This is a genomic window from Acinetobacter defluvii, assembly GCF_001704615.3.
Lineage (GTDB): Bacteria > Pseudomonadota > Gammaproteobacteria > Pseudomonadales > Moraxellaceae > Acinetobacter > Acinetobacter defluvii.
The window spans coordinates 465,326-488,536 of sequence record NZ_CP029397.2; the positions used below are offsets into that span (position 1 = coordinate 465,326).

The 23,211-nt window shown below is 39.0% G+C and carries 22 protein-coding genes; 11 read left to right on the forward strand and 11 right to left on the reverse strand.

From position 1 onward, the window contains the following. Nucleotides 1-111 precede the first annotated feature (111 nt). Nucleotides 112-2,199: a polyribonucleotide nucleotidyltransferase gene (pnp, locus tag DJ533_RS04525; RefSeq protein ID WP_171488588.1), complete on the forward strand. Its 2,088-nt coding sequence runs from the start codon at nt 112-114 to the stop codon at nt 2,197-2,199. A gap of 66 nt (nt 2,200-2,265) precedes the next feature. On the opposite strand, the gene DJ533_RS04530 is transcribed toward pnp, so the two are convergent. Beyond that, nucleotides 2,266-2,484, reverse strand: coding sequence for a YdcH family protein (locus tag DJ533_RS04530; protein WP_065994021.1), 219 nt, complete (start codon nt 2,482-2,484; stop codon nt 2,266-2,268). A 304-nt stretch (nt 2,485-2,788) separates the two neighbouring features. On the opposite strand from DJ533_RS04530, the gene DJ533_RS04535 reads away from it, so the two are divergent. Further along, nucleotides 2,789-4,009, forward strand: a complete 1,221-nt coding sequence (locus DJ533_RS04535) for a magnesium transporter CorA family protein (protein WP_065994022.1) — start codon at nt 2,789-2,791, stop codon at nt 4,007-4,009. A 12-nt stretch (nt 4,010-4,021) separates the two neighbouring features. Here the strand turns inward: DJ533_RS04535 and DJ533_RS04540 are convergent, their stop codons facing one another. The 6 genes from DJ533_RS04540 to DJ533_RS04565 form a co-directional block, all read right to left on the reverse strand. Further along, nucleotides 4,022-4,285: a YdcH family protein gene (locus tag DJ533_RS04540; protein ID WP_065994023.1), complete on the reverse strand. Its 264-nt coding sequence runs from the start codon at nt 4,283-4,285 to the stop codon at nt 4,022-4,024. 111 nt (nt 4,286-4,396) lie between these two features. After that, nucleotides 4,397-4,726, reverse strand: a complete 330-nt coding sequence (locus tag DJ533_RS04545) for a chaperone modulator CbpM (protein WP_065994024.1) — start codon at nt 4,724-4,726, stop codon at nt 4,397-4,399. Between the two features lie 28 nt (nt 4,727-4,754). Next, entirely contained in the window at nt 4,755-5,717 is a 963-nt protein-coding gene (locus DJ533_RS04550) for a DnaJ C-terminal domain-containing protein (RefSeq protein WP_065994025.1), read from the reverse strand. A gap of 349 nt (nt 5,718-6,066) precedes the next feature. Then, entirely contained in the window at nt 6,067-6,942 is an 876-nt protein-coding gene (hslO, locus tag DJ533_RS04555) for an Hsp33 family molecular chaperone HslO (RefSeq protein WP_065994026.1), read from the reverse strand. 54 nt (nt 6,943-6,996) lie between these two features. Beyond that, the gene (locus DJ533_RS04560; protein WP_065994027.1) at nt 6,997-8,898 is read right to left on the reverse strand and encodes a monovalent cation:proton antiporter-2 (CPA2) family protein; all 1,902 of its coding nucleotides are present in this window, start codon (nt 8,896-8,898) and stop codon (nt 6,997-6,999) included. 409 nt (nt 8,899-9,307) lie between these two features. Beyond that, nucleotides 9,308-11,545, reverse strand: a complete 2,238-nt coding sequence (locus tag DJ533_RS04565; protein ID WP_065994028.1) for a primosomal protein N' — start codon at nt 11,543-11,545, stop codon at nt 9,308-9,310. A gap of 165 nt (nt 11,546-11,710) precedes the next feature. On the opposite strand from DJ533_RS04565, the gene gspF reads away from it, so the two are divergent. The 3 genes from gspF (at nt 11,711) to DJ533_RS04580 (ending at nt 14,011) form a co-directional block, all read left to right on the forward strand. Then, complete coding sequence (gene gspF / locus DJ533_RS04570) at nt 11,711-12,916, forward strand: type II secretion system inner membrane protein GspF (RefSeq protein ID WP_065994029.1); 1,206 nt, start codon at nt 11,711-11,713, stop codon at nt 12,914-12,916. 50 nt (nt 12,917-12,966) lie between these two features. Continuing rightward, the gene (gene gspG / locus DJ533_RS04575; protein ID WP_065994030.1) at nt 12,967-13,404 is read left to right on the forward strand and encodes a type II secretion system major pseudopilin GspG; all 438 of its coding nucleotides are present in this window, start codon (nt 12,967-12,969) and stop codon (nt 13,402-13,404) included. A gap of 271 nt (nt 13,405-13,675) precedes the next feature. Further along, nucleotides 13,676-14,011, forward strand: a complete 336-nt coding sequence (locus DJ533_RS04580; RefSeq protein WP_065994031.1) for a hypothetical protein — start codon at nt 13,676-13,678, stop codon at nt 14,009-14,011. A gap of 102 nt (nt 14,012-14,113) precedes the next feature. On the opposite strand, the gene DJ533_RS04585 is transcribed toward DJ533_RS04580, so the two are convergent. Then, entirely contained in the window at nt 14,114-14,542 is a 429-nt protein-coding gene (locus DJ533_RS04585) for a GFA family protein (RefSeq protein ID WP_065994032.1), read from the reverse strand. Between the two features lie 88 nt (nt 14,543-14,630). On the opposite strand from DJ533_RS04585, the gene DJ533_RS04590 reads away from it, so the two are divergent. Continuing rightward, nucleotides 14,631-14,969 (forward strand): tRNA-binding protein, encoded by a 339-nt coding sequence (locus DJ533_RS04590; RefSeq protein ID WP_065994033.1) that lies wholly within the window; start codon nt 14,631-14,633, stop codon nt 14,967-14,969. A 38-nt stretch (nt 14,970-15,007) separates the two neighbouring features. Here the strand turns inward: DJ533_RS04590 and lnt are convergent, their stop codons facing one another. Then, entirely contained in the window at nt 15,008-16,567 is a 1,560-nt protein-coding gene (gene lnt / locus DJ533_RS04595; protein WP_065994034.1) for an apolipoprotein N-acyltransferase, read from the reverse strand. Beyond that, entirely contained in the window at nt 16,564-17,403 is an 840-nt protein-coding gene (locus DJ533_RS04600; RefSeq protein WP_065994035.1) for an HlyC/CorC family transporter, read from the reverse strand. The genes lnt and DJ533_RS04600 overlap by 4 nt, the downstream gene beginning before the upstream one ends. A gap of 190 nt (nt 17,404-17,593) precedes the next feature. Between DJ533_RS04600 and tusA the strand changes: the two genes are divergently transcribed. Beyond that, on the forward strand, nt 17,594-17,851 hold the full coding sequence (tusA, locus tag DJ533_RS04605; protein WP_065994036.1) for a sulfurtransferase TusA: 258 nt from the start codon (nt 17,594-17,596) through the stop codon (nt 17,849-17,851). A 58-nt stretch (nt 17,852-17,909) separates the two neighbouring features. After that, on the forward strand, nt 17,910-18,461 hold the full coding sequence (locus DJ533_RS04610; protein ID WP_228716512.1) for a hypothetical protein: 552 nt from the start codon (nt 17,910-17,912) through the stop codon (nt 18,459-18,461). Nucleotides 18,462-18,547: 86 nt separating this feature from the next. Here DJ533_RS04610 and DJ533_RS04615 read toward each other — a convergent pair whose 3' ends face one another. Next, nucleotides 18,548-20,260, reverse strand: a complete 1,713-nt coding sequence (locus tag DJ533_RS04615; protein WP_065994037.1) for an electron transfer flavoprotein-ubiquinone oxidoreductase — start codon at nt 20,258-20,260, stop codon at nt 18,548-18,550. 203 nt (nt 20,261-20,463) lie between these two features. Between DJ533_RS04615 and DJ533_RS04620 the strand changes: the two genes are divergently transcribed. The 3 genes from DJ533_RS04620 to DJ533_RS04630 all read left to right on the forward strand — a co-directional run bounded on the left by DJ533_RS04620 (nt 20,464) and on the right by DJ533_RS04630 (nt 23,147). Beyond that, nucleotides 20,464-21,075 (forward strand): DUF1285 domain-containing protein, encoded by a 612-nt coding sequence (locus DJ533_RS04620; RefSeq protein WP_065994038.1) that lies wholly within the window; start codon nt 20,464-20,466, stop codon nt 21,073-21,075. Between the two features lie 50 nt (nt 21,076-21,125). Then, a complete protein-coding gene (murI, locus tag DJ533_RS04625) occupies nt 21,126-22,004 on the forward strand; it encodes a glutamate racemase (protein WP_065994039.1) in 879 nt (292 codons plus the stop codon). A gap of 126 nt (nt 22,005-22,130) precedes the next feature. After that, nucleotides 22,131-23,147 carry a DUF4062 domain-containing protein gene (locus DJ533_RS04630; protein ID WP_065994040.1) on the forward strand — a complete coding sequence of 339 codons (1,017 nt, stop codon included), beginning with the start codon at nt 22,131-22,133 and terminating at the stop codon, nt 23,145-23,147. Nucleotides 23,148-23,211 lie beyond the last annotated feature (64 nt).

Consider the following 23,211-nt stretch of genomic DNA (forward strand, 5'->3'; position numbering starts at 1 on the left):
TTCTAAGCTTTGTCATTTACCCTTGCTTTGAGTTTTGAAGTGAATGCCAAACCTTAGGGGTCTCCACTAGAATAACTGTTCAAAAGAACTAGGATAGAAAATTATATGTCGATGTTTAATATCGTTCGTAAAGAATTCCAATACGGTCAACATCAAGTTGTATTAGAAACAGGTCGTGTTGCTCGTCAAGCCAACACAGTATTGATCACCATGGGTGGTGTCACTGTATTGGTTGCTGTTGTTGCACAACCTACAGCAAAAGCGGGTCAAGACTTTTTCCCGTTAACTGTAAACTATCAAGAAAAACAATATGCTGCGGGTCGTATCCCAGGTGGTTATGGTAAGCGTGAAGGTCGTGCGTCGGAAGCTGAAACTTTGATTTCGCGTTTGATTGACCGCCCAATCCGTCCATTATTCCCAGAAGGTTACTACAACGAAATTCAAGTGACTGCTACAGTTGTATCTTCTGACAAAACCATGGAAGCAGATATCGCTGCAATGCTTGGTACCTCTGCGGCACTTGCAATCGCAGGTACACCTTTCCGTGGTCCAATTGGTGGTGCGCGTGTAGGTTTAATTAACGGTGAATACGTTCTAAACCCAAACTTAGAGCAACTTGCACAATCTGATCTAGACTTAGTCGTTGCGGGTACAGAATCTGCGGTATTGATGGTTGAATCTGAAGCGAAAGAACTTTCAGAAGACCAAATGTTGGGCGCTGTGCTTTTCGGTCATGACGAAATGCAAATTGCGATTCAAGCAATTAAAGAGTTTGCTGCTGCGGCAGGTGCAACAGAGTCGACTTGGACTGCACCAACAAAAAATGAAGAATTACGTGCAAAATTAAAAGAAGCATTTGAAGCGAAAATCTCTGAAGCGTATACCATTGCAGTGAAGCATGACCGTTATGCGGTATTAGATGCTTTACATGAAGAGGCATTGGCTCAATTTGTTCCAGAAGGTGATGAAACGGGTATTGCTGACGAAGTTAACGAATTATTTGAAGACCTTAAATACCGTACAGTACGTGACAACATCCTTTCAGGTAAACCACGTATTGATGGTCGTGATACCAAAACTGTACGTGCTTTAGATATTCAAACAGGTGTACTTGATCGTGCACACGGTTCTGCATTGTTTACACGTGGTGAAACACAGGCGTTGGTTACAACAACACTAGGTAATACACGTGATGCCTTAATGGTAGATACTTTAGCAGGAACAAAAACTGACAACTTTATGTTGCACTACAACTTCCCTGCATACTCTGTAGGTGAAACAGGTCGTGAATCTGGTCCTAAACGCCGTGAAATCGGTCATGGTCGTTTGGCTCGTCGTGGTGTACAAGCGGTACTTCCACCTGCTGACCGCTTCCCATATGTGATTCGTATCGTATCTGACATTACTGAATCTAACGGTTCATCTTCAATGGCTTCGGTATGTGGTGCTTCATTATCATTGATGGATGCAGGTGTTCCATTGAAAGCACCAGTGGCGGGTATCGCAATGGGTCTTGTAAAAGAAGGCGAGCGTTTCGCAGTGCTGTCTGACATCTTAGGTGACGAAGACCATCTTGGTGATATGGACTTTAAAGTTGCAGGTTCTGCAAATGGGATCACTGCACTTCAAATGGATATCAAAATTGAAGGGATCACTGAAGAGATCATGGAAGTTGCATTGAACCAAGCATATGCAGGTCGTATGCACATCCTGAATGCAATGAACCAAGTGATTTCACGTGCACGCCCAGAAATTTCAATGCATGCGCCAACTTTCCAAGTGATCAGCATTAACCCAGACAAAATCCGTGATGTGATTGGTAAAGGTGGTGCAACGATTCGTCAAATCACTGAAGAAACGAAAGCTGCGATTGATATCGAAGACAATGGTACAGTGCGTGTATTTGGTGAGTCTAAAGCGGCTGCTCAAGCTGCAATTGCTAAAATTCAAGCGCTTACTGCTGAAGTTGAACCAGGTACAATCTATACAGGTAAAGTTATTCGTATCGTTGAGTTTGGTGCGTTCGTAAACATCCTTCCAGGGACTGATGGTTTACTTCACATTTCTCAAATTTCAAATGAACGTGTTGCTAATGTATCCGATGTTCTTGCTGAAGGTCAGGAAATCAAAGTACAAGTTGCAGATGTAGATAACCGTGGTCGTATCAAACTTACCATGAAAGACATCGAACAAGCTTAATATTTAAGTTGAATAAAAAGTCCGCTAGATGCGGACTTTTTATTTTTTAAGATTTGCTAAAAAAGATCAGTCTTGATCAGCTTTTTGTAAAATCTCATATAATTCCTCTTTAAGTTTTAGCTTCTTTCTTTTTAAAACATCAATTTCATCAATACCTTGCGTGACAGGATTCTGCTCTAAGCGAATAATTTCATGATCTAGCCCATTATGTTCTTCGAAAATTTTAGAGAAATGGGCATCATTTTGCTTAAGTTGACTGATTAAGTTGCGGTATTCTGGAAACATAGATGATCCTCATTGGTTTTGAAAATATTGTTCTATTTTGCTTGTAGCTGACTTAAGTCAAGTAAACCTTCAAGCATGTTGTTTAGATTTTCTTCATTCCATAAATATATTATGGGATTGTATCGGGTTCGTCTATATTTCAATGTACTTGTATGTTGAGTCGTTGCAACAGGCGCTATTTTTCTACAAAAATGCTGGATTCACAACAAAGTCGACGTTTAATTTACAGTAAGATATTCCAAATTAATTTTCTAAAAATAAAGCCAATTTTTTGTAAATAAAATTGTGTTTGAGAATATGATTTATGCAGACCTTTTATTTTTTTCAAGCTTCGGAACAACAGACTTGTATTCAAAATCAGCCAAATGCACAAGCAGAACAACAGTTTGTATGGGTAGATTGCACCCGTGACGATGTGGTCAATCGTAGCGAACTTTGGCAACAAGAAATTTTAGAATTAACCGATGTCTATCTGAATGAATATCATATTCGCGACATTTTAAATCTTGAACATCCTTGTGCATTTGATGCGATGGAGGATTATGATTTGTTGATTTTTAGAAAGTTAATTACACCAGATGACCATATTTTGAGTGGTGAGGCAGCAGTCGAGCAGCATGAAAGTATATTTGGTTTAACTTCATCTCCAATCAGTTTTGTGATTACACCACAAGTACTGATTAGTATTCATGAAAAGGGCAATTATGCCTTTGAGAGCTATTTAAACCGTATCATGAATATTATGAATAAAGGTTTTAATGAGCAAAACAAACCTCGAAAATTACCATCTACACCTTTAGACCTTGCATTAAGGTTGTTAAATAGTATGGTTGATGGTTACTTGGATTTGCGGAAACCTTTAACACGCCGTGTAGAATATTGGCAGCAAGACTTATTGCAGGGCAATCGACGCTTTGCACAATGGCATCAGTTATTCCAAGAAATGATGGTTTTTCAACAAATTGAGAATCTATGCGAAGAACAAATGGATGCGTTACAAGAATTACGTGATGAAATCGTGGACAATTACTCACATCTGAAAGGCAAGAAAAAATCAGATAAACAAGATTTAATGTTGGTACGCGTGGATGACTTAAGTAGTCACGTAGAGCGTATCCAAAAATATACTGCACGCTTGAGCAGTGCCATCCAAGCCGCGATTGATTTACATTTCTCCGCAATTGCCAATCAAACCAATGAAAATATGCGAATTTTAGCGATAATTACGGCAGTTTTTGCACCACTTACGCTTCTGACTGGAATTTATGGAATGAACTTTGAGTTTATTCCGGGGCTAAAAAGTCCACTCGGTTTCTGGCTTATGTTATCTGCCATGTTGATCTGCACCGTGGTTTTATTGGTTTATTTTTATCGTCGCCATTTGGTCGGGCGTGGAGAAAGAAGCGTCATTGATATGTTGGCGCAGCAACATAAAAATCAACACGTCAATCTCCTTTGGTTTTTAGACTATGAACCGATTAGGCAAACCATGAAAGAAGTCGAAAAAATCACAAAAATGAAATAATTTCTAACTATGCTATTTGTTGCTAAGTGTTGAAGCTTTCTGTAAAAGTAGATAAAGCTCATCTTTAATTTTTAATTTTTTACGCTTTAAAATTTCGATATCATCATGAATATGATTAATTGGATCAAGCTCTAAATGGGTGATGGTTTTATCCAGCTCCTCATGCTCTTGAAAGAGTTTGGAAAAATGTGGATTTTCATCTTTGAGCGTGTTTACAAGTTCACTATGTTCAGGAAACATATGCTTGATTTTCTTATTCATAATTTTGGAATTCATAGGAGCAGATCACCTCTTCACACCAGTTTTGATTGTATAAGAAAACTATCATGACAGGTTGAAGATTAACCTGTCATCTGTATTTAACAATTTGAAATGAATTAATGAACTTTAATGATGAATATGTCTGACTTGCTTGCGTAATTGTTGAACTTCATCAATCAAATCCATCATCATGGCAACTGCCGAAAAGCTGGCTTCAAAATCACGCTGTAAACGATAAGCACGTCGGGCACGGGTGACATCTTCACCAAAAAATTGATGAATACGGTCTTCAGGACGGGCTGCCAAAATATCATATTCTAATAGTTGTAATACCCATTCAGGGCTTTGGCCACACGCTTGGGCAAAATGCGTTAAATCAAAACATAATCGTTCATCGACGATCTCAGCGTCTTGATAGCCATTACAGACAATTTCACGGTAATGTATAGTTGTCATGAGTATGCTCCTTTAAGATGTCGAAAGTTTATCGCGCTTTAAAGTTCGGAAAAGCATTGGCATAGTCTTGATATGCTTGTTGCTCTTGGGCTGTATCTGCTTTTGGATACACAATATTTAAAACCAGATATAAATGTCCCGCAGTTTTATTTGGAATCCCTTTATCTTTTAAGCGTAATTGCTGGTTTTGTTTTGCATTTTTAGGAATATTCACTTGTACTTTGCCCGCAGGTGTGTTGATTTCTACGTTTTGTCCAAGTGCTGCCTCCCAAGGTGTGATATCTATTGTGTAGTACACATCCGCACCTTCGACACGAATTCGATCTGTGTCTTGATACAGAATTTCAATATATAAATCACCATTTTCACCGCCATTAATTCCTGCTTGTCCTTGTTTAGATAAGCGAATTTGTTGACCTTCTTTCATCCCTTTTGGGATTTTAACCTGTAAGGTTTTTCGTTGTACTTCAGGTTCACCATAGGCATTGTAGGTGGGAATTTGTAGGGTAATGGTTTGAGTGGAGCCTTCATATGCGACATGAATCGGTACTTCTATGCTGGCATGTTGATCTTCACCACGAAAGCTGCGCTGTTGACGAGATTGACGTTGTCCAAAGTCTTGTTGATGTCCGCCACCAAACCCACCACCAAAACGTCCAAATAAATCTTCAAAACCGCTAAAGTCTTGTTGACCACCCGTGCTGCTACGATAAAACTGGCTACCATCAAAGCCTTGTCCACCTGCTTGTCCACCAAAGCCACCCCCTGCAAACCCTTGAGGATGATCTAACTCAAAGTCATATTGCTTTTTCTTTTCTTCATTGCTTAATGTGTCATAGGCAACATTGATGGCTTGCATTTTTTCTTCTGCATCAGCTTCTTTGCTGACATCAGGGTGATATTTACGTGCTAATTTTCGATATGCTTTTTTGATTTGATCTGGAGTTGCATCTCTAGAAACTCCTAAGTCTTCATAATAATTTTGTGCCATGTTCTGATTCATTGTTGATCTTGATTTCATTCATTAATATGCCATTTTGAGCAAAGTTGAAAGGACTACTTGGTTAAGATATTGTTTCAAAAGCTAACAAGAGGCATAAAACTCAGCTTTTAAAATTATAAATCGCAGTTTTAAAAGGAGAAAAGAATCTCTGCTGAATACAATAAGAAAAAATAAATAGAATTATTTGTGAAAGATGGTTTTTAAAATTTGAATACTGATGAAAATGTGAAATTGAAACCTGGTTATTCATCGTAAGATGGAAGAGTTCAATGAGGGATAGAGTTTTAATAAAAAGAGCAAGATTATTTGCTCTTTTTATAAAGCCTAGCTGAAATATTTAGCTTAAATGTTCACCAAACAAACTTAAGGCATCTTTGGCTGTGAAGATATAACGTTTATTACAAAATTGGCAATCCATTTCAATTGGATTGTTAATTTCCAAGGTTTCCTTGACTGCCTCTAAACCAATTTGAATGAGAGCATTGGCGCACTTTTCACGAGAACAGGTACAACCAAACTTGAGCTGTTCTGCTTCAGGTAAACGTACTTGTTCTTCGTTATAGAGGCGATATAAAATATCTTGAGCATCTAAATCTGTTAATTCTTCAGGCTTTAATGTTTCAGTCAACATGGTCAGGCGAGGCCATAAATCCTCATCGACACGTTGCTGTTCTTCTTCATTGTTACGGGGTAAGAGTTGAATCAGTAACCCCCCTGAACGAGTTGCGTTGCTTGCTAAAACAATGCGTGTTGGAATTTGTGCTGATAAATCATAGTATTGCATCAAACAGCCAGCCAACGTTGGCTTTTCTAAAGCAATAATACCTTGATAACGCTCACCGAACTCAGGTTCGATGTTAATAAATAAGACTGGAGAAGTGAGGGCTGCAAGTACTGTACTGCTGTCTTCACCCTCCATAAAACGAGGGTCTTCCTCATAGTCAGCTAAGGCACGTATTTCTCCTAAGTGATTACATTCTGCCATTGCCCATTTAAATGTACCTTGTGCTTGGATTTGTAAGCTGATTCGCCCTTTAATTTTCAATGTACTGGCGAGTAAAGCTGTTGCACTGAGCATTTCACCTAAAAGTACTTGTACCGCAGGCGCATATTGGCGCTGGGCTAAAATGGTTTGTAGTGCAGTTTCTAGATGCACAACTTCACCACGAACAGGGCTATCTTCAATATAAAAACGTTGACGTAAATCAGACATAAAATTCTCCAAATCCCTGTTTAAATGGTGACGATATTCTAAATCACAAGCCATTTAATGTTGAATATCAGATGAGTTTTTTGTTTCATCATTGATACGAATATGCTCAGGATGCTGTGCTAAAACAGTTTTGCGTTCCAAGCCTGACTCATCTAAGTCAGGGTTGTCTTGAAATTGCTTCGGATCATGTTGTGTGGCTTCGGCATCACTCTCAAATAAATGTTCAAGTTCAGACAAGAAATCACGATAACTTTCATAGACTTTTTGTTCATCGGTATAAATGCGTTGCTGGCGAGAGAGCAGTTCTTCATCATAATTTCGGAACAATTCAATGCTGTCATAAGCAGCAGATTTGTCCAAACCTAACGCACATAAAGTCCGATATCCTATACCCAAAGAAGTTAAATAGGTTTCACGCCAAATATGTTTAACCCCTAAGTCACGTAATAAATGCATGTGATAACGATCACGAGCACGTACCAATAAGGTGAGATTTGGATAATTCAGACGAATATGTCGCGCGACATTCATCGAGTCCTCAACATCATCAATTGCTAGGACAAAGACTTTGGCTTGCTCAATCCCTGCTGCACGCAAAATATCAGGTAGGGTTACATCCCCATAATACAATGTACCGCCATAACGACGAACAAAATCTATTTTTTGTAAGCTCTGATCAATCGCTGTAAATGAAAAATGTTGCATGTGCGCCAAACGTGCCACAATTTGCCCCACACGCCCAAAACCTGCGATGATCAAGGGTGGATGCTGATTTGGAATCTCATCATAATGGGGTGCTTGAGGTTTATCGAATAATGGCAAAATAAATGTCCCCACAAGCCAAAAGATGACTGGCGTAAAGACCATCGATAAAGTTACCACCAGAGTAATCGGTTCTACAATTGCAGCAGTGAGGACTTTTTCGCTTTTGGCAACACTCAACACCACAAAAGCAAACTCCCCACCTTGTGCCAAACAGGTTGCGATCATCAAACTATTTGACCAACTTATTTTCTTAAATCGAGCAATCGCTGTCATGACTAGCATTTTGATGACAATCAACAACAAAGCAGCGCCAATGATTTGTACAGGAATATCGACCAATAAATTCAACTGTGTGGTCATGCCCACAGTCATAAAAAATAAGCCGAGTAATAAGCCTTTAAACGGGGAAATACTGGCTTCAATTTCATGACGAAACTCTGAATCTGCCAACAGCACGCCAGTTAAAAATGCCCCTAGAGTAGTACTGATGCCTAAACTGTCCATCAGCAACACAACTGCTAGAACAATGAATAAACCCACAGCAGTAAGCAATTCGGTTGCGCCACTTTTTGCTACAAATCTGAAAAACGGACGCATCACATAACGGCTAAATAAAAATAACCCTGTAAATGTCGCAATGATTGCGGCGAAATAAGCAATACCGTGATGTGTAGATTCAGCGCCAGAAAGCAAGGGAATAACTGCAAGTAACGGAATCGCAGCAATATCTTGGAACAGTAAAATTGAAAAGGACTGCTGACCATGTGTGGTATTCAGTTGTTGTTTTTCAGATAAGAGTTGCAGTACAAATGCGGTAGAGGAAAGTGCTAATGCAAATCCAATGACAAAGCTTGCAGAAAGTGATTGTTGTAATAATAAAAATGCTGTGCCCATGAGCACAATACCTGTCACGAGTACTTGCAAACTCCCCATCACAAAAATAGATTGGCGCATTTCCCAAAGACGTTGTGGTCGTAATTCAAGCCCGATGAGAAACATCAGTAAAATCACACCGAACTCAGCAAGGTGCATGATTTCTTCAGGATCGCGGGCAATATTAAAAACACTCGGACCGAGTAAAATCCCTGTAAATAAATAACCTAAGACTGTGGCGATGCCGAGTTTTTTGCCTAAGGGAACAAATAATAACGCAGCACCCAAAAAGATAGTTATTTGCAATAACGGTGACATTGAGCTGTCCTAATTTTTTACTTTGGAAATTGTACCTTGAATTTGAAATCTGCTCAGTACTTTCACTGAGATAGAGTGTTCTATAAGTACAATGTTTTTATATAAAGAATATTGTATGAAAAAGAATGTAATGAAAACATGTATCAACCTTCTATTTTAGATTTTCTAAATGAATCCTTACTTTCAGCACAGCCACATATTTCATGAACAACTTAGATTAATTTGTGTAGGCAATGCCTTACTTTTGACAGGGCAAAAGTAACAAAACCCTTTTGTTGGAGCAAAGGTTCATCCCTGAATCTTGTTCCAACATGGCGACATCCATGTCGCCTCACGTGATCGCAATAACGGTGTTGAATCTTATAAAATTAAAAGTTTTTTATAGTTTGGTAGGGTTTTTATATATAAATCAACTCAACTCTTGCGGATCTACATCAATCGTCAGTTTCATCTGAGAAGGTTTTTGCTGAAGCACATATTGCCACCACTGACGAATATAAAAATGCATCTTGGCACGGTCATGCGATAACAGTACAACATGGGCTTGATAACGACCTGCTTTACGCTCCATTGGTGCAGGAATCGGTCCCCAAATATCAATCAAATTTTCCTCACTATTGAGGCGTAATTGTTGCGTCATTTCTGTCAAGAAGGTTTGATTTTCATCCTGACTTTTCGATTCGCAACGCAGTAAAACGGCATAACGATAAGGTGGCATTTCTGCTATTTTTCGGTCTGCTAAGGTTTGTTTGGCAAAAGCTCGATAATTTTTATCCAACAATATGTTTAGTAGCGGATGGTCTGGGCGTAAGGTCTGTAAATAAACATCACCTTTTTTCTCACCACGTCCTGAACGACCCGCCACTTGCACGATCAACTGCGCTGTACGTTCAGTTGCTCGAAAGTCAACACTGAGTAAGCCAGCATCTATGTCTAAAATCGCAACCAAAGTGACATAGGGGAAATGATGTCCTTTTGCCAACATCTGCGTACCAAGTAAAATCGTCGGTTCACTTTTTTGGATTTGGTCATAAATTTTCTGCCAACTGCCGACACGACTGATTGAATCCCGATCTACACGTACCACTGGGTATTTTGGAAATAGCTCATTTAAAGCTTCTTCAACTTTGGCTGTGCCCATTCCAATCGGCTTTAAAGTATTTTGATTGCACGCAGGACATGCGTCAGGTAAGCGGTTAATGGTGCCGCAGTGATGACAATGTAAGTGTGAATACGGCTTTAAATGTAGGGTAAAATGTGCATCACAATGAGGACAATTGGCTTGCCAACCACAGCTTTCACAGATCAGTACAGGCGCATAACCACGCCGATTGAGAAAAATCAGTACTTGCTCTTTTTTCTCTAAGCGCTTGCCAATCTCACTGATCAGTTGCTCACTTAAACCTGCGGTTTTTTTACTGATTTTTAAATCAATCACATGCATTTTAGGCATGATGGCCGTACCAGCACGTTGATTTAGCTCTAAGCGAGTGAGTTTGCCTTGTTGGGCGAGAAAATAACTGTCAATACTTGGTGTAGCAGAACCTAAAATAATCGGACAATTCTCCAGATGGGCACGATAGAGTGCGACATCTCGAGCATGATAACGAAAACCGTCTTGCTGTTTGAACGAAAGATCGTGTTCTTCATCTAGAATAATCAAACCCAAATGAGGCATTGGGGTAAAGATCGCAGAACGTGTTCCTAAAATAATAGACGCTTTACCAGTTTCGCTATGTTGCCAAGCCTGTAGACGCTTAGTATCATTTAAACCTGAATGTAGTAGCGCAATATTACAATGAAAACGAGATTGGAAACGGCTGACTGTTTGGGGGGTTAAGCCGATTTCAGGCACAAGTACTAAGACCTGTTTGCCTTGTTTTAAAATCTCTTGCATGACTTGTAAATAAACTTCGGTTTTACCACTGCCTGTTAAACCATCCAGTAAAAATGCTTGATATTTTTTTTGTGCTTTTAAAATAGTTTGAATGGCTTTTTTCTGATCTTCATTGGCAGTGAGTGGCATTTGCGCCAAACTAACAGGTTCAGGCTTAAAGTTTTGTGGCTCTAAATCACAAATAATAATTTCTTTCTTTTCTAATGCTTTCAGGGTTGCAGTTTCGATTCCACTCAGATTTAAAATATTTTCTTGTGTACCTTGTGGATGTAACTTTAAAATTTTATAGGCTTCTTGTTGTTTTTCAGAGCGTTTGACTTTGTCTTCGGCATTTAAGTCTAACACTTTCCAAATCCGTGCCAGTAAGTTATAGGGTTTGCCTTGACGTAATAATATAGGCAAAGCTGTTTGCATGACTTCACCGATAGGAAATTGGTAATAGTGTGCAGCCCATGTCAACAAACTTAAAACTTTGTCATTTAAAATCGCACGATCGTCTAAAAACTCAGTCACTGATTTGAGTTGAAAGCGAGGATCAATCGGGGTATCTATTGCTAACTTTTCAGTAATAATTGCAACCAGCTTTTGCCGACCAAAAGATACTGCAACACGCATACCGACATCTGCCTGCGCATATTGTTCAGCACTGACTTTATAGTCAAAACAATCATATAAAAATACAGGTACTGCGACCCGTACACGATATATGATGTTTTGTGGTGTTACGTTGATATTTTCTGAATTTGGCATAAATGATTAATTACACTTGAATGAAAAAGTATCGTGTCGGTTTGTGCTTATGGTAGAGTGTAGCATTCATACATATCTTAGAATAACTGTTCAGAATATGAATGATTTTAAGGGTCTAATGCAACTGCAAAAGACACAAAAATTTTGGAAAACTAGAGCATTATAATGCCTGCATATCAATTTACTGCCATTGATGCTTCAGGAAAGCAGCAAAAAGGCGTGTTGGAGGGAGATTCAGCACGTCAAATACGACAACAATTGCGGGACAAAGAATGGATTCCTGTCACAGTTGATGCTGTTGAGCAAAAAGATAAAACCCAAAGTTCGGGTTTATTTCAGAAAAAGTTTTCAGCGTATGATCTGGCTTTGATGACACGTCAGCTTTCGGTACTGGTGGCAGCTTCTATTCCCTTAGAAGAGGCTTTGCGTGCGGTTGCCAAGCAAAGTGAAAAAACGCATGTGCAAAATTTACTTTTGGCGGTACGTGCTAAAGTTTTGGAAGGACATTCCTTAGCACAAGCCATGCAGCAGTCAGGACGTTTTCCTGATTTATATATTGCAACGGTTGCCGCAGGTGAGCGCTCAGGACATTTAGATTTAATTTTAGATCAATTGTCCGACTACACCGAAAACCGTTTTGCCATGCAAAAGAAAGTACAAGGTGCCATGATTTATCCAATCATTTTGATGCTGATGTCTTTTGGCATTGTGATGGGCTTGATGACCTATGTCGTGCCTGACATCGTTAAAACTTTTGATCAAAGTAAGCAAGCGTTGCCTTGGATTACGGTGGCTCTAATGAAAGCCAGTGACTTTATCCGCACGTCATGGCCATTTGTGTTAGTGGCAAGTGTATTAGGACTGATTCTACTAGTACGTTTTTTAAAGACACAAGCAGGGCATTATGCTTTTGACCGTTTAACACTCAAACTGCCATTATTTGGTAAATTATCACGTGGTATAAACTCAGCACGCTTTGCCAGTACCTTGTCGATCTTAACAAAATCAGGTGTACCCTTAGTCGATGCTCTAAAAATTGGAGCAGCCGTGAGTAGTAATTGGGTCATTCGAGATGCGGTGAATATTGCTGCTGAGAAAGTCACAGAAGGTGGAAACTTGGCAACACAATTAGAACGTTGTGGCTATTTCCCTCCGATGATGGTGCAAATGATTAAAAGTGGTGAAGCGTCAGGTGAGTTAGATCGGATGTTAGAACGTGCATCGAATATGCAGGATCGAGAAGTGACGACTTTTATTTCAACATTGTTGGCATTGTTAGAACCATTAATGTTGGTGTTTATGGCAGGTATCGTTTTAGTGATCGTGATCGCTGTGATGTTGCCAATCGTCAATATGAACAATATGATTTAAGCCAAGAATTTAATTATTTTTAGAATGAATTGTGTAAAGAGAGAATTGCAATGCAACGGAAAATGAAGAGCAACAAACAATCGGGTTTTACACTCATTGAAGTAATGGTAGTGATTGTAATCTTGGGTGTTTTAGCAGCATTAATTGTACCCAATGTAATGGGACGTGGTGAGAAAGCCAAAGTGGACACCACGAAAATTACCTTAAAAGGCGTTGCAGGTGCTTTAGATCAATATAAATTGGACAATGGGCATTTTCCAAATACACAAGAAGGTGGTTTGGATGCGTTAGTAAATCAACCTGCGAATGCTAAAAACTGGATGCCAGGCGGGTACTTAAAAGGTGGTTATCCAAAAGACAGTTGGGAAAATGATGTGCAATATGTCATCCCAGGTTCTGAAGGTCGCCCATTTGATTTATATTCTTTTGGTGCAGATGGTAAACAAGGTGGTGAAGGGAATGATGCAGATATTTATTACACGCCTTAATCCTTGATTTAAAATCATGGAAATAATCACTTCACTGAATCGAGTAAATCAATATTGAGTGAAGTGATAATGTTTCTTAGTTCCGAAGTTAATAGTAATGTATTGATATTTTTTAATAATTTATAAATGTATTTGTTGAGAGATATAATAAGAATTATTTCCATATTGAATAGTTACAAGAAAGTTAAATGATGGATAAAAATAGACTTTTTATTTATTTAAAAGCTTGCATAATGTTCTCTAAAGGCGATCAGATTACTAGGAGAATAGGATGAAAGCATTATTTTTATCAGATGAAATTAATCAATTTCATTGGTCTATGCTCAAATCTGTTCTTTTGATTTTGAGCTTATTGCCAATGAGTCAAGTATTTTTTAATGTATGGCAAGACTTAGATGCCAATAGCCAAATTATGATGGGCTTTTTAGGCATGAGTGTATTTAGTTCACTTGCGATTATTAGTTTTTATCATGCTTTAAATGCCACAGTGTCTAAATTCAATTTTGCTCATTTATCGGCATCTGATGTACTTTTAGTAAAAATTTATCGTTATTTGCCAATGTTGTTCTTGGCAGGCATGTTGTCTTATTTGGCAACACAAATTTAAGATTTTGAGTGTGAAAACCAAATTTGAATGCTGATGATGTGATGACATGATCAGCATTTTTTATTTTAATTTGCTATAAAAAATTGTCGTTGAAATAAAAATTCATTCCAACTTAAAAAGCATTTTCAATTCGTCCCAGGTTGGCAGTTTAGAATAGTCTATATAGTGTGTATTCTTCTCCCAAGCTGCTTGTGAGCTCATACAAAAATTAAGTCGTTGTTTGGGTTGAATGTCACTGTCAATCAAACCGAGTGGAATCCACATATAGGGATGTTGCCCGATTCGGTTAGGGACAGGTGAGCCACAATTTTGACAAAATGATGATGTAAATCCTGTGTCTTTTTTATAGGTTTTGATGTGGTCTTGACCCATCGTCCATGCAAAATTTTCAACTTTGAGCATACTAGCATGATTAGCGTGTGTACCTGATTGTTTTCGGCATAAACTACAATGACATTGGTAAATTAATTCAATATCGTTTAATGCTAGTTGAAACTGCACACTGCCACATAAACATTGTCCATTTAACATGATCTCTTGTCCGTTTTGCCTTAAGTGTTATTTTTCTTGTAGTTTAAAATAGCACAGTGAATATGAAAAATGAAAATAAGGTGAAGTTATGCAACACATTGAATGGAACGACTTTCTCAAAGTTGAATTACGTGTTGGGAAAATTAGATCAGCGGAAGTTTTTAGCAAAGCACGCAAACCTGCTTATATCCTGCATGTGGATTTTGGGACTGAGATTGGTATTAAAAAGTCCAGTGCACAAATTACAGACTTATATTCAATAGAAGATTTGATTGGAAAACTCGTGGTCGCAGTGATCAATTTTCCTAAAAAACAAATTGGTTCGATCCAATCAGAATGTTTGGTGACAGGTTTTCATAATACGGATGGGCATGTAGCACTTTGTGTGCCTGATGCGGAGGTGCCATTGGGTACAAAATTATTATAAGCCATAAAAAAACCTCTCTAAGAGAGGTTTTTTTGAGTTTATCGTCGAGACTTAAAACTCACATCAACTTTACGTGGACGATAAATCCATCCTACGATTAACAAAAGCAATGACAAAATTAAAATTGGCCAATCACTTAAACGTGTATAGAGCGTTTCACCTTGCATCGCAGGTAAATCACCACGTAACACCGCTTTTTGATCGATTGGGGCTTGTTTCACAATATGTCCATTGTGATCAATAAAAGCCGTTACGCCTGTATTGGTGGCACGAATAAACCAACGCCCATTTTCTTTGGCACGCATTTGTACCATTTGTAAATGTTGTTGGGGACCTGCGGTACCTGTAAACCAAGCATCATTTGAAACGGTCACCAAAAAGTCACTGTTTTCTGCATTACGACGCGTCAAATTTGGATAGGCAACTTCATAACAAACCGCTGCTGCAAGTTTATGATCTTTGATTTTAAAGGGTTTTTGGTCGCTTTCACCACGCGAAAAACCACTCATTGAAGGATCATTTTGTAAAGCAGGCAACACCCAACTGAGTAAACCAGACAAAGGAATGTATTCCCCAAACGGTACTAAGCGCTGTTTTTTATACAAACCTGAGGAGTCTGCACCAGATGCCATCATACTGTTGTAATACATTGGCTGACCGACTTGCTGTGACTCTTTTAAGTCCCAATATGGAATGCCTGTAACCCATGCTGAACCTGTTTGTTTGGCTCTTTGATCCATCATCTTTAAAAAATCAGGAATATCACTTTGAAATAAAGGAATCGAAGATTCGGGCCAAACAATCAGATCACGCCCCCATTCATTCCGGGTAAGATCAACATAAATCTGTAAAGTTTTAACTTGGTATTCAGTTAACCATTTTAAATCTTGTGGAATGTTACCTTGAATCAGCGAAACACTCAGTGGTTTTTCCGCTTTAGGTTGTACAAACGTAATGAATGATGCACCCCATGCGCCAAGTAATAACAAGGTGGAGGGAATTATCCAAATTAGTTTGCGATGTAAAATCTCAACCAAAGCACAAGCAAGGATGATGACCACAAAAGACACAGCAAAGACACCAAACAATGGTGCATAACTATCTAAGAAGCGTTCCGTAAAGGCATAACCTGCAAACAACCATGGGAAACCTGTAAAGACCCAAGTTTTAGTCCATTCAAATGCCACCCAAAGCGGTGCAAAAGTGAGCGGCGTTTCTGGAAAAAAGCGTCGATACAACCATGTTTGTACAGCGGTAAATAAGCCCATCACCAAAGCCATAATCGCAATCATCAAGACGCTTAAAACAGCGTTGGTGTCTCCATAGGTATGGATCGAGGTATACAGCCAAAATGCCCCAACAAACCATAAACCAAAACCGTAACTCCAACCTAAAAATAAAGCTTGTTTTGGGTTACGCCCTTTTAGGCAGGCATACAGTAAAGCAGGTGATAAAATTGCCAACCACCACCAATGAAAAGGTGCGAGTGCAAAACTAAACACTGCACCTGAGATGAGGCTGATTAAAAATGGAATAATAAAAGGAAGTTGCTTTTGTTGTTCTAATGGTTTCAGCAATTTGTCAAAGTAGGCTCTCATTTACGTACAGCTCGAATCAGATGAATAGTGCGGGCATCTGCTTCAATAATGGTAAATTGCCAAGCATCAAGTTCAATTACTTGACCTTGTAAATCACTCACCAAGCCAATTTCTTGAAGCAATAGACCGCCCATAGTTTCTACTTCATCGTCAGAAAAATCAGCATCTAAAACATTGTTAAAGTGTTCGATTGGTGTAAGTGCTTGTACAATCCATGCATTGGCTGTGTTATGGGAAGGGTCGGGGAGAATAAATTGTGCTTCTTCATCGACATTGTCGTGTTCGTCTTCAATTTCTCCCACGATCTCTTCCAAAATATCTTCTAAAGTAACTAAACCTGCGGTTGAACCATATTCATCAATCACAATCGCAATATGTGTTTGGGTGTTTTTTAACATACGTAGCACTTGGTCAGAACGCGCACTTTCAGGGACGAATAATGGCTGACGCATAATGCTATGCACATCGACTTTAATCGTACGATCAGTTAAATAAGGTAATAAATCTTTGGCAAGTAAAATGCCCACCACATTTTCAGGTTGATCTGCTGAAAATACAGGAAAACGAGAGTGAGCAGACTCAATCAAAACATGCAAAATATCGAGCAATTGATCGTCTTCTTGCAAGCTCACCATTGCAGTACGTGGGGTCATGACTTCACGAATTTTGGTTGCAGGAAGGTCTAAAACGCCTTCTAACATAGCAACAGTATCGGGTTCTAAAAAACGACGTGAATCTTGTACTAGTTTTAGCAGTTCATCGCGTGTTTCGGGTGCAGTGCCTAACCATTTGCGTAAGCCACGCATTCCCCACGACGTGCCTGATTCCTCGTGCATGATCTTTCCTAAAGACTCTAAATATCAAATAATCGAATTTTATCATACCTTAGAAAATAAAGATGTCTATCGAATAAATGCATTGATTCTATGAAACAATGCGTCATTTTGTAGAGAAATTACAGCGCTTATTCATAAATTCAGTTTGTGTTAAAATTCAATGACTATTTTTCTGATTTTGAGAATGAACATGTCTGAACAGTTGCCTACACCGAGCATCCAGCTTAATACTCGTGGTTTGCGTTGTCCTGAGCCTGTGATGATGTTACATCAAGCCATTCGTAAATCTAAATCGGGTGATGTGGTCGAGGTTTTTGCAACGGATAATTCCACTTCATGGGATATTCCAAAGTTCTGTATGCACTTGGGGCATGAGTTGTTGTTACAAGAAGAAAAATTGGATGAAAATGGCAATAAAGAGTTTCATTATTTGGTGCAAAAAGGTTAAAAGCAGTTTTTAAAGTTGCTAGAGCTAACATTCATGTTAATAAAAATGAGCAGATCATATGCACCGAATGAGAAAAATAACAGCTTTGTCATTTATTTTAACTACTTTGAGCATCTTGCAAGCTGTCTGGGCTAAACCGTGTGCGCTTCCAATGCAACAAATTGAAGTGGCGAGTATCCGACTGGCGCAACCTATTTTTGAGTTTAAAAAGCAACATCCGACAGCAAGTGTTGAGGTGTTAGGTGATGATCATGAGCGTTTTGAGTTTAAAGACGGGGTAGATGATCTTGCCAAAAAAGTAGGAGTGACTTATTTCGGGCACATCGCTTTTGACAGTAAAAAGCAGATTATTACCTCATTTAGTGCCAGCTTTCTAGATGGTCCTTTGGCAACTTATGAAACAGATTTAGAACGATTTAAGCAAAATATTTTAAAGCATTCTAATCTTCCAAAAGTAGGATGGAAAGCCCAAGACAATGCTTATGTATATCGTTGCCACGACTATGTAATTTATATTATTCAAGATCATGGTGCAGTAAAATCGGCAGTCGGACCTACAATCATGGTGTTTAGCAAATATTCTGATATTTGGGAAAGTATCCAGAAATAAAAAATACCCCGATGGTATCGAGGTATTTTATCTAACTCAGATGGATCAGCTATTCAACTCTGAGCCTTGTGTAATGGCTATCCAAATTACATATTTGGATAGTTTGGACCACCGCCACCTTCAGGGGTTACCCAAGTAATGTTTTGTGATGGGTCTTTAATATCACAAGTCTTACAGTGTACACAGTTTGCAGCATTGATTTGGAAACGCTTAGAACCATCATCATTTTCCATGATTTCATACACACCCGCAGGGCAGTAGCGCTGAGCAGGCTCGTCCCATTTCGGTAAGTTGACGTTTACAGGAATTGTTGGATCAGTAAGTTTTAAATGCGCTGGCTGATTTTCTTCATGCACTGTATTTGATACAAACACCGAAGACAAACGGTCAAATGTTAATTTGCCATCTGGTTTTGGATAATCCGGTTTAAACGTTGCAGCATCTACTGTTTTTAAGGCACTGAAGTCAGGCACTAAATCATGTAAAGTAAATGGCACTTGGAAAATGTTTTGATCGATGAAGTTAAATGCACCACCAATCCATTGACCAAATTTATGCATCGCTGGACCAAAGTTACGTGAACGGTGTAATTCTTCTTTTAACCAACTGTTATTAAACTTGTCAGTATATGAAGTCAGTTCTTTAATGAAGAAATCTTCACCTTCAACAACACGTGCATAACCAACTTCGCCACCTTTTGCAACACCTGCTTGAATGGCTTCAAATACAGCTTCACCACAGAGCATACCTGATTTCATTGCAGTATGTGAGCCTTTGATTTTTGCGAAGTTTAAGAAACCTGCATCATCACCCACCAAGCAACCACCTGGGAAAGTTAATTTAGGCAATGCGTTAATACCGCCTTTGGTAATCGCACGCGCACCATAAGAGATACGTTTACCGCCTTCAAGATATTGTTTGATCAGTGGATGAGTTTTCCAACGCTGCATTTCTGCAAATGGGTACATATGTGGATTTTGGTAAGATAAATCCACAATCAGACCTAGAGTAACTTGGTTGTTTTCTGCATGATATAACCACCAACCGCCTGAAGAACCCGTTTCATTTAAAGGCCAACCTGTACCATGCATCACTAAACCTGGTTTATGTTTTGCAGGATCGATTTCCCAAAGTTCTTTGATCCCGATACCGTAATGCTGTGGGTCAGCGTCCTGATCAAGATTATATTTGGCAATTAGGCGTTTACCTAAGTGACCACGGCAGCCTTCTGCAAAAATGGTGTATTTTGCATGTAACTCATAACCAGGGGTAAAGTTATGCGTAGGTTCACCATCTTTACCGATGCCCATGTCACCTGTTTGGATACCTTTTACTGAACCATCTTCATGGTAAAGGATTTCAGATGCAGCAAAACCAGGGAAGATTGAAACTTCAAGCTCTTCAGCCTTAGTTCCTAACCAGCGCACCACATTGCCTAAAGAAACAATATAGTTGCCTTCATTGTGCATGGTTTTTGGTACCATCCAATGCGGTGCTTGTTTAGACGTTGTTGCAGAGAGTGTGAAGAAGGTGTGGTCTTCAGTGACAGGCACGTTTAAAGGCGCACCTTCTTCTTTCCAGTTTGGAAAGAGTTCATTGATTGCACGAGGTTCAAGTACAGCACCAGATAAGATATGCGCACCAACTTCAGAGCCTTTTTCAACCACACAGACCGAAAGGTCTGGAAGGTTGTTTTCAATTGCTAATTGACGAATTTTAATCGCAGCAGAAAGACCCGCAGGACCTGCGCCTACGATCACTACGTCAAACTCCATCGATTCACGTTCGATGTGTTCCATGTAGGACTCCTCATATGTCTAAAGGTGGCAACCGTAGTCATTTCATTATTACAATAAAAAAATCGGTGCTGCCATGAGTGTTCTTAATTACGCGGTACAATTCTGTTATCGTACCTTTTATAATGTTGCGCTAGTATAGGGATAAACCTTGATCTAGCCAATTGGCTGAGTCGTATTATTTTTTGGTCAGCAAGGCATAAACCATGGTAAATCAAAATAATTCAACATCAGAGGTGAATCAATCACTAGATTCTGATGATAAAAACTTAATGGACATAGCACAATACCTAAAAGCTGTACAGTTGGGTCACAAAAGGTCAATTCCTCCTTTGCAGAAGTGGCAGCCAAAGCATTGTGGCAAAATGGATTTGTGTGTAAAAGCCAACGGTGAATGGTGGCACGAAGGTCAATTGATTCGTCGGCAAGCCTTATTGGACCTGTTTAGTAGTGTGCTTTGGAAAGAAAGTGGAAAGTTCTACTTAAAAACACCTGTTGAACAAATCGAAATTGAGGTTGAGGATGAACCGTTATTTATCAACACTGTTGAGCAAGTAGAGGTTGAAAATAAAAAATATTTACAACTGACCACAACCAATCAAGATGTGATTATTGTCGATGCAGCGCATCCTATTTTTATGCGAGAGTTCCAAGGCGAAGCCCGACCTTATGTGCATGTACGCTTTGGCATAAATGCTTTAATTCAACGTGCTGCATTTTTTCACTTAATTGAATATGGTGAATTGCTTGAAAATGCGCAAGGCGACACGATTTTATCGTTAACAAGTGGTGATTTGCACTTGCAATTAGGCACTTGAGGTTTAAGCTTGATAGCTTAATATTTTGACTCATACAAATAGTGGATCAAATGCGTGCCATTCTCCCTTTATATCCTTTAGAAAATCCTATGCCAAAAGCATCTGCAGATGCACCAATCGGTATTTTTGATTCAGGCATAGGTGGATTGTCCGTGGCGCAGGAGATTGCCAACTATTTACCGAATGAGCGTATTTTATATTATGCCGATACTGCACATGTGCCCTATGGTGCACGAGATGATCAAAATATCCGTGAGTTAACTGCACAGGCGATTGAATGGTTATATCGACAAGGCTGCAAAATTGCAGTAGTCGCGTGTAATACTGCATCTGCATTTAGTTTAGATTTTTTGCGTGAGCATTATGGTGAAAATTTCCCCATTGTGGGATTAGTGCCTGCATTGAAACCAGCGGTGTTGCAAACCCAGTCTAAGGTGGTGGCTGTGCTTGCTACACCTGCCACCTTTCGAGGTCAGTTGATCAAGGATGTGGTATTACGTTTTGCAGAACCTTCGGGTGTAGATGTGATGCCTGTCACTTGTTTAGAGCTGGTTCCTTTTGTGGAAGCCGGGTTACAAAACAGTGAACAATGTAAAACTGCATTAAAAAATGTTTTAGACCCCATATTGGCAAAGCAGGCAGATTATTTGGTATTAGGTTGTACGCATTATCCATTTTTAAAAAATGCCATTCAAAATCTCTATGGCGATCAGTTAACTCTAGTGGATTCAGGGCTTGCTGTCGCTCGGCAAACCGCACGAATTTTAATTAAAAATAATCTATTATCAGAGTTGCCATTACAAAATAAAACACAACTGAGCTGTTATGTGAGTGGTCATAATGCGGATACTTTAACACCAGTCCTAAAACATTTAATTCAAGAAAAAATTTCATGGTCAATTTGTGACGTTATTGATAAACTGCAGTAGGCAGTCCAACATATGAAATTAAGACAGTTTTAATTTTATTTATATTTATAAGTGTAGGGCATATAACTTCGTGATCTGTTTGGGGCGGATCAATATTTAAGCTATATGAGAAGGATGGGTTAACCTATGCTCGACAAACGTTATCAGGTGTTTATTACAACTTCTGGTAGAGATATGCAACCAGAACGTATGATCGTGTCACAAACGCTCATCGGAATGGGTTTCTTTTCTTGGGGATTAGAGCAGCGTACACCTTTGAGTACGGCTTTTGCTCGTCGGCAAATTGATGATTGTGATTATGTTTTATTGCTTTTAGGTAGCCAGTACGGTGAGCAATCCGTGTCTGGTGTGAGTTATATGCATTTAGAATATATCTACGCAGTCACTAAACAAAAACCAGTGATTGTATTTTTGCATGAAGCACCTGAGTTGCGTGAAGAAACTTTACAAGAGTCTCGTGCTGACTTAAAAGAAAAATTTTACGAATTTCGCAATCAATTACAAAAAGAAGTCGAGCAAGTGGTCACTTATCGTACATTGAGGGATTTAGAACTTAGTGTGCGTTCTTATATGCCACAAATGTTAGAGCGTTATCCTGTGGTTGGCTGGGTACGTCCACAAAATATCCAAGTTTTACAAGATGAGATTGATCGTTTAAAAACGCAGTTGGCACAAGTTAAAAATACGCAGGAACGTAAAGAAGTCGATCCATTTTTAACCCTACCTAAGGTTTCTATTCACGATGTCTTTAATTTTGATTATCGTGTGCATGCTTATCAGGATGGTAACTTTAAGGAAATGAATCCAATTCGTGAAATGACATGGATTGAGATTTTAAAAGTTTTATCGGTTGAGTTTCGAGAGTCAACTTTAGAAGATAGCTTTTCTAAAGTGTTGAATGAATATTTAAATAGAACGGGTTTGGCAGATGTGCAAGTGTCTATGCCTAGAGCGCATGCTGTTGCAAGAGCGCAGATCAATATTCGTGCCTTACATACCATTAAGCAACAAATGCGTCAAAATGACTGGATTGCGCCAGTAGGAAGGGATGATCGACAACGTATGTTGTGGCAAATAACCAACAAAGGCTTAAGGTTGTTAGAAGGTTCACAAATGATTGGGAAACATTCTTCTATTTTTTAAATAAATGTTTTTTGATCTGTTAAAAAAATGCCTGAAGTTCTGATACATTGACTGCATAGATTGA

What these genes read in the sequence shown, in the direction of transcription:
- pnp (WP_171488588.1), top strand. Translation starts at nt 112, where the DNA reads ATGTTTAATATCGTTCGTAAAGAATTCCAATACGGTCAACATCAAGTT.
- DJ533_RS04530 (WP_065994021.1), bottom strand. Translation starts at nt 2,484, where the DNA reads ATGTTTCCAGAATACCGCAACTTAATCAGTCAACTTAAGCAAAATGAT.
- DJ533_RS04535 (WP_065994022.1), top strand. Translation starts at nt 2,789, where the DNA reads ATGCAGACCTTTTATTTTTTTCAAGCTTCGGAACAACAGACTTGTATT.
- DJ533_RS04540 (WP_065994023.1), bottom strand. Translation starts at nt 4,285, where the DNA reads ATGAATTCCAAAATTATGAATAAGAAAATCAAGCATATGTTTCCTGAA.
- DJ533_RS04545 (WP_065994024.1), bottom strand. Translation starts at nt 4,726, where the DNA reads ATGACAACTATACATTACCGTGAAATTGTCTGTAATGGCTATCAAGAC.
- DJ533_RS04550 (WP_065994025.1), bottom strand. Translation starts at nt 5,717, where the DNA reads ATGGCACAAAATTATTATGAAGACTTAGGAGTTTCTAGAGATGCAACT.
- hslO (WP_065994026.1), bottom strand. Translation starts at nt 6,942, where the DNA reads ATGTCTGATTTACGTCAACGTTTTTATATTGAAGATAGCCCTGTTCGT.
- DJ533_RS04560 (WP_065994027.1), bottom strand. Translation starts at nt 8,898, where the DNA reads ATGTCACCGTTATTGCAAATAACTATCTTTTTGGGTGCTGCGTTATTA.
- DJ533_RS04565 (WP_065994028.1), bottom strand. Translation starts at nt 11,545, where the DNA reads ATGCCAAATTCAGAAAATATCAACGTAACACCACAAAACATCATATAT.
- gspF (WP_065994029.1), top strand. Translation starts at nt 11,711, where the DNA reads ATGCCTGCATATCAATTTACTGCCATTGATGCTTCAGGAAAGCAGCAA.
- gspG (WP_065994030.1), top strand. Translation starts at nt 12,967, where the DNA reads ATGCAACGGAAAATGAAGAGCAACAAACAATCGGGTTTTACACTCATT.
- DJ533_RS04580 (WP_065994031.1), top strand. Translation starts at nt 13,676, where the DNA reads ATGAAAGCATTATTTTTATCAGATGAAATTAATCAATTTCATTGGTCT.
- DJ533_RS04585 (WP_065994032.1), bottom strand. Translation starts at nt 14,542, where the DNA reads ATGTTAAATGGACAATGTTTATGTGGCAGTGTGCAGTTTCAACTAGCA.
- DJ533_RS04590 (WP_065994033.1), top strand. Translation starts at nt 14,631, where the DNA reads ATGCAACACATTGAATGGAACGACTTTCTCAAAGTTGAATTACGTGTT.
- lnt (WP_065994034.1), bottom strand. Translation starts at nt 16,567, where the DNA reads ATGAGAGCCTACTTTGACAAATTGCTGAAACCATTAGAACAACAAAAG.
- DJ533_RS04600 (WP_065994035.1), bottom strand. Translation starts at nt 17,403, where the DNA reads ATGCACGAGGAATCAGGCACGTCGTGGGGAATGCGTGGCTTACGCAAA.
- tusA (WP_065994036.1), top strand. Translation starts at nt 17,594, where the DNA reads ATGTCTGAACAGTTGCCTACACCGAGCATCCAGCTTAATACTCGTGGT.
- DJ533_RS04610 (WP_228716512.1), top strand. Translation starts at nt 17,910, where the DNA reads ATGCACCGAATGAGAAAAATAACAGCTTTGTCATTTATTTTAACTACT.
- DJ533_RS04615 (WP_065994037.1), bottom strand. Translation starts at nt 20,260, where the DNA reads ATGGAACACATCGAACGTGAATCGATGGAGTTTGACGTAGTGATCGTA.
- DJ533_RS04620 (WP_065994038.1), top strand. Translation starts at nt 20,464, where the DNA reads ATGGTAAATCAAAATAATTCAACATCAGAGGTGAATCAATCACTAGAT.
- murI (WP_065994039.1), top strand. Translation starts at nt 21,126, where the DNA reads ATGCGTGCCATTCTCCCTTTATATCCTTTAGAAAATCCTATGCCAAAA.
- DJ533_RS04630 (WP_065994040.1), top strand. Translation starts at nt 22,131, where the DNA reads ATGCTCGACAAACGTTATCAGGTGTTTATTACAACTTCTGGTAGAGAT.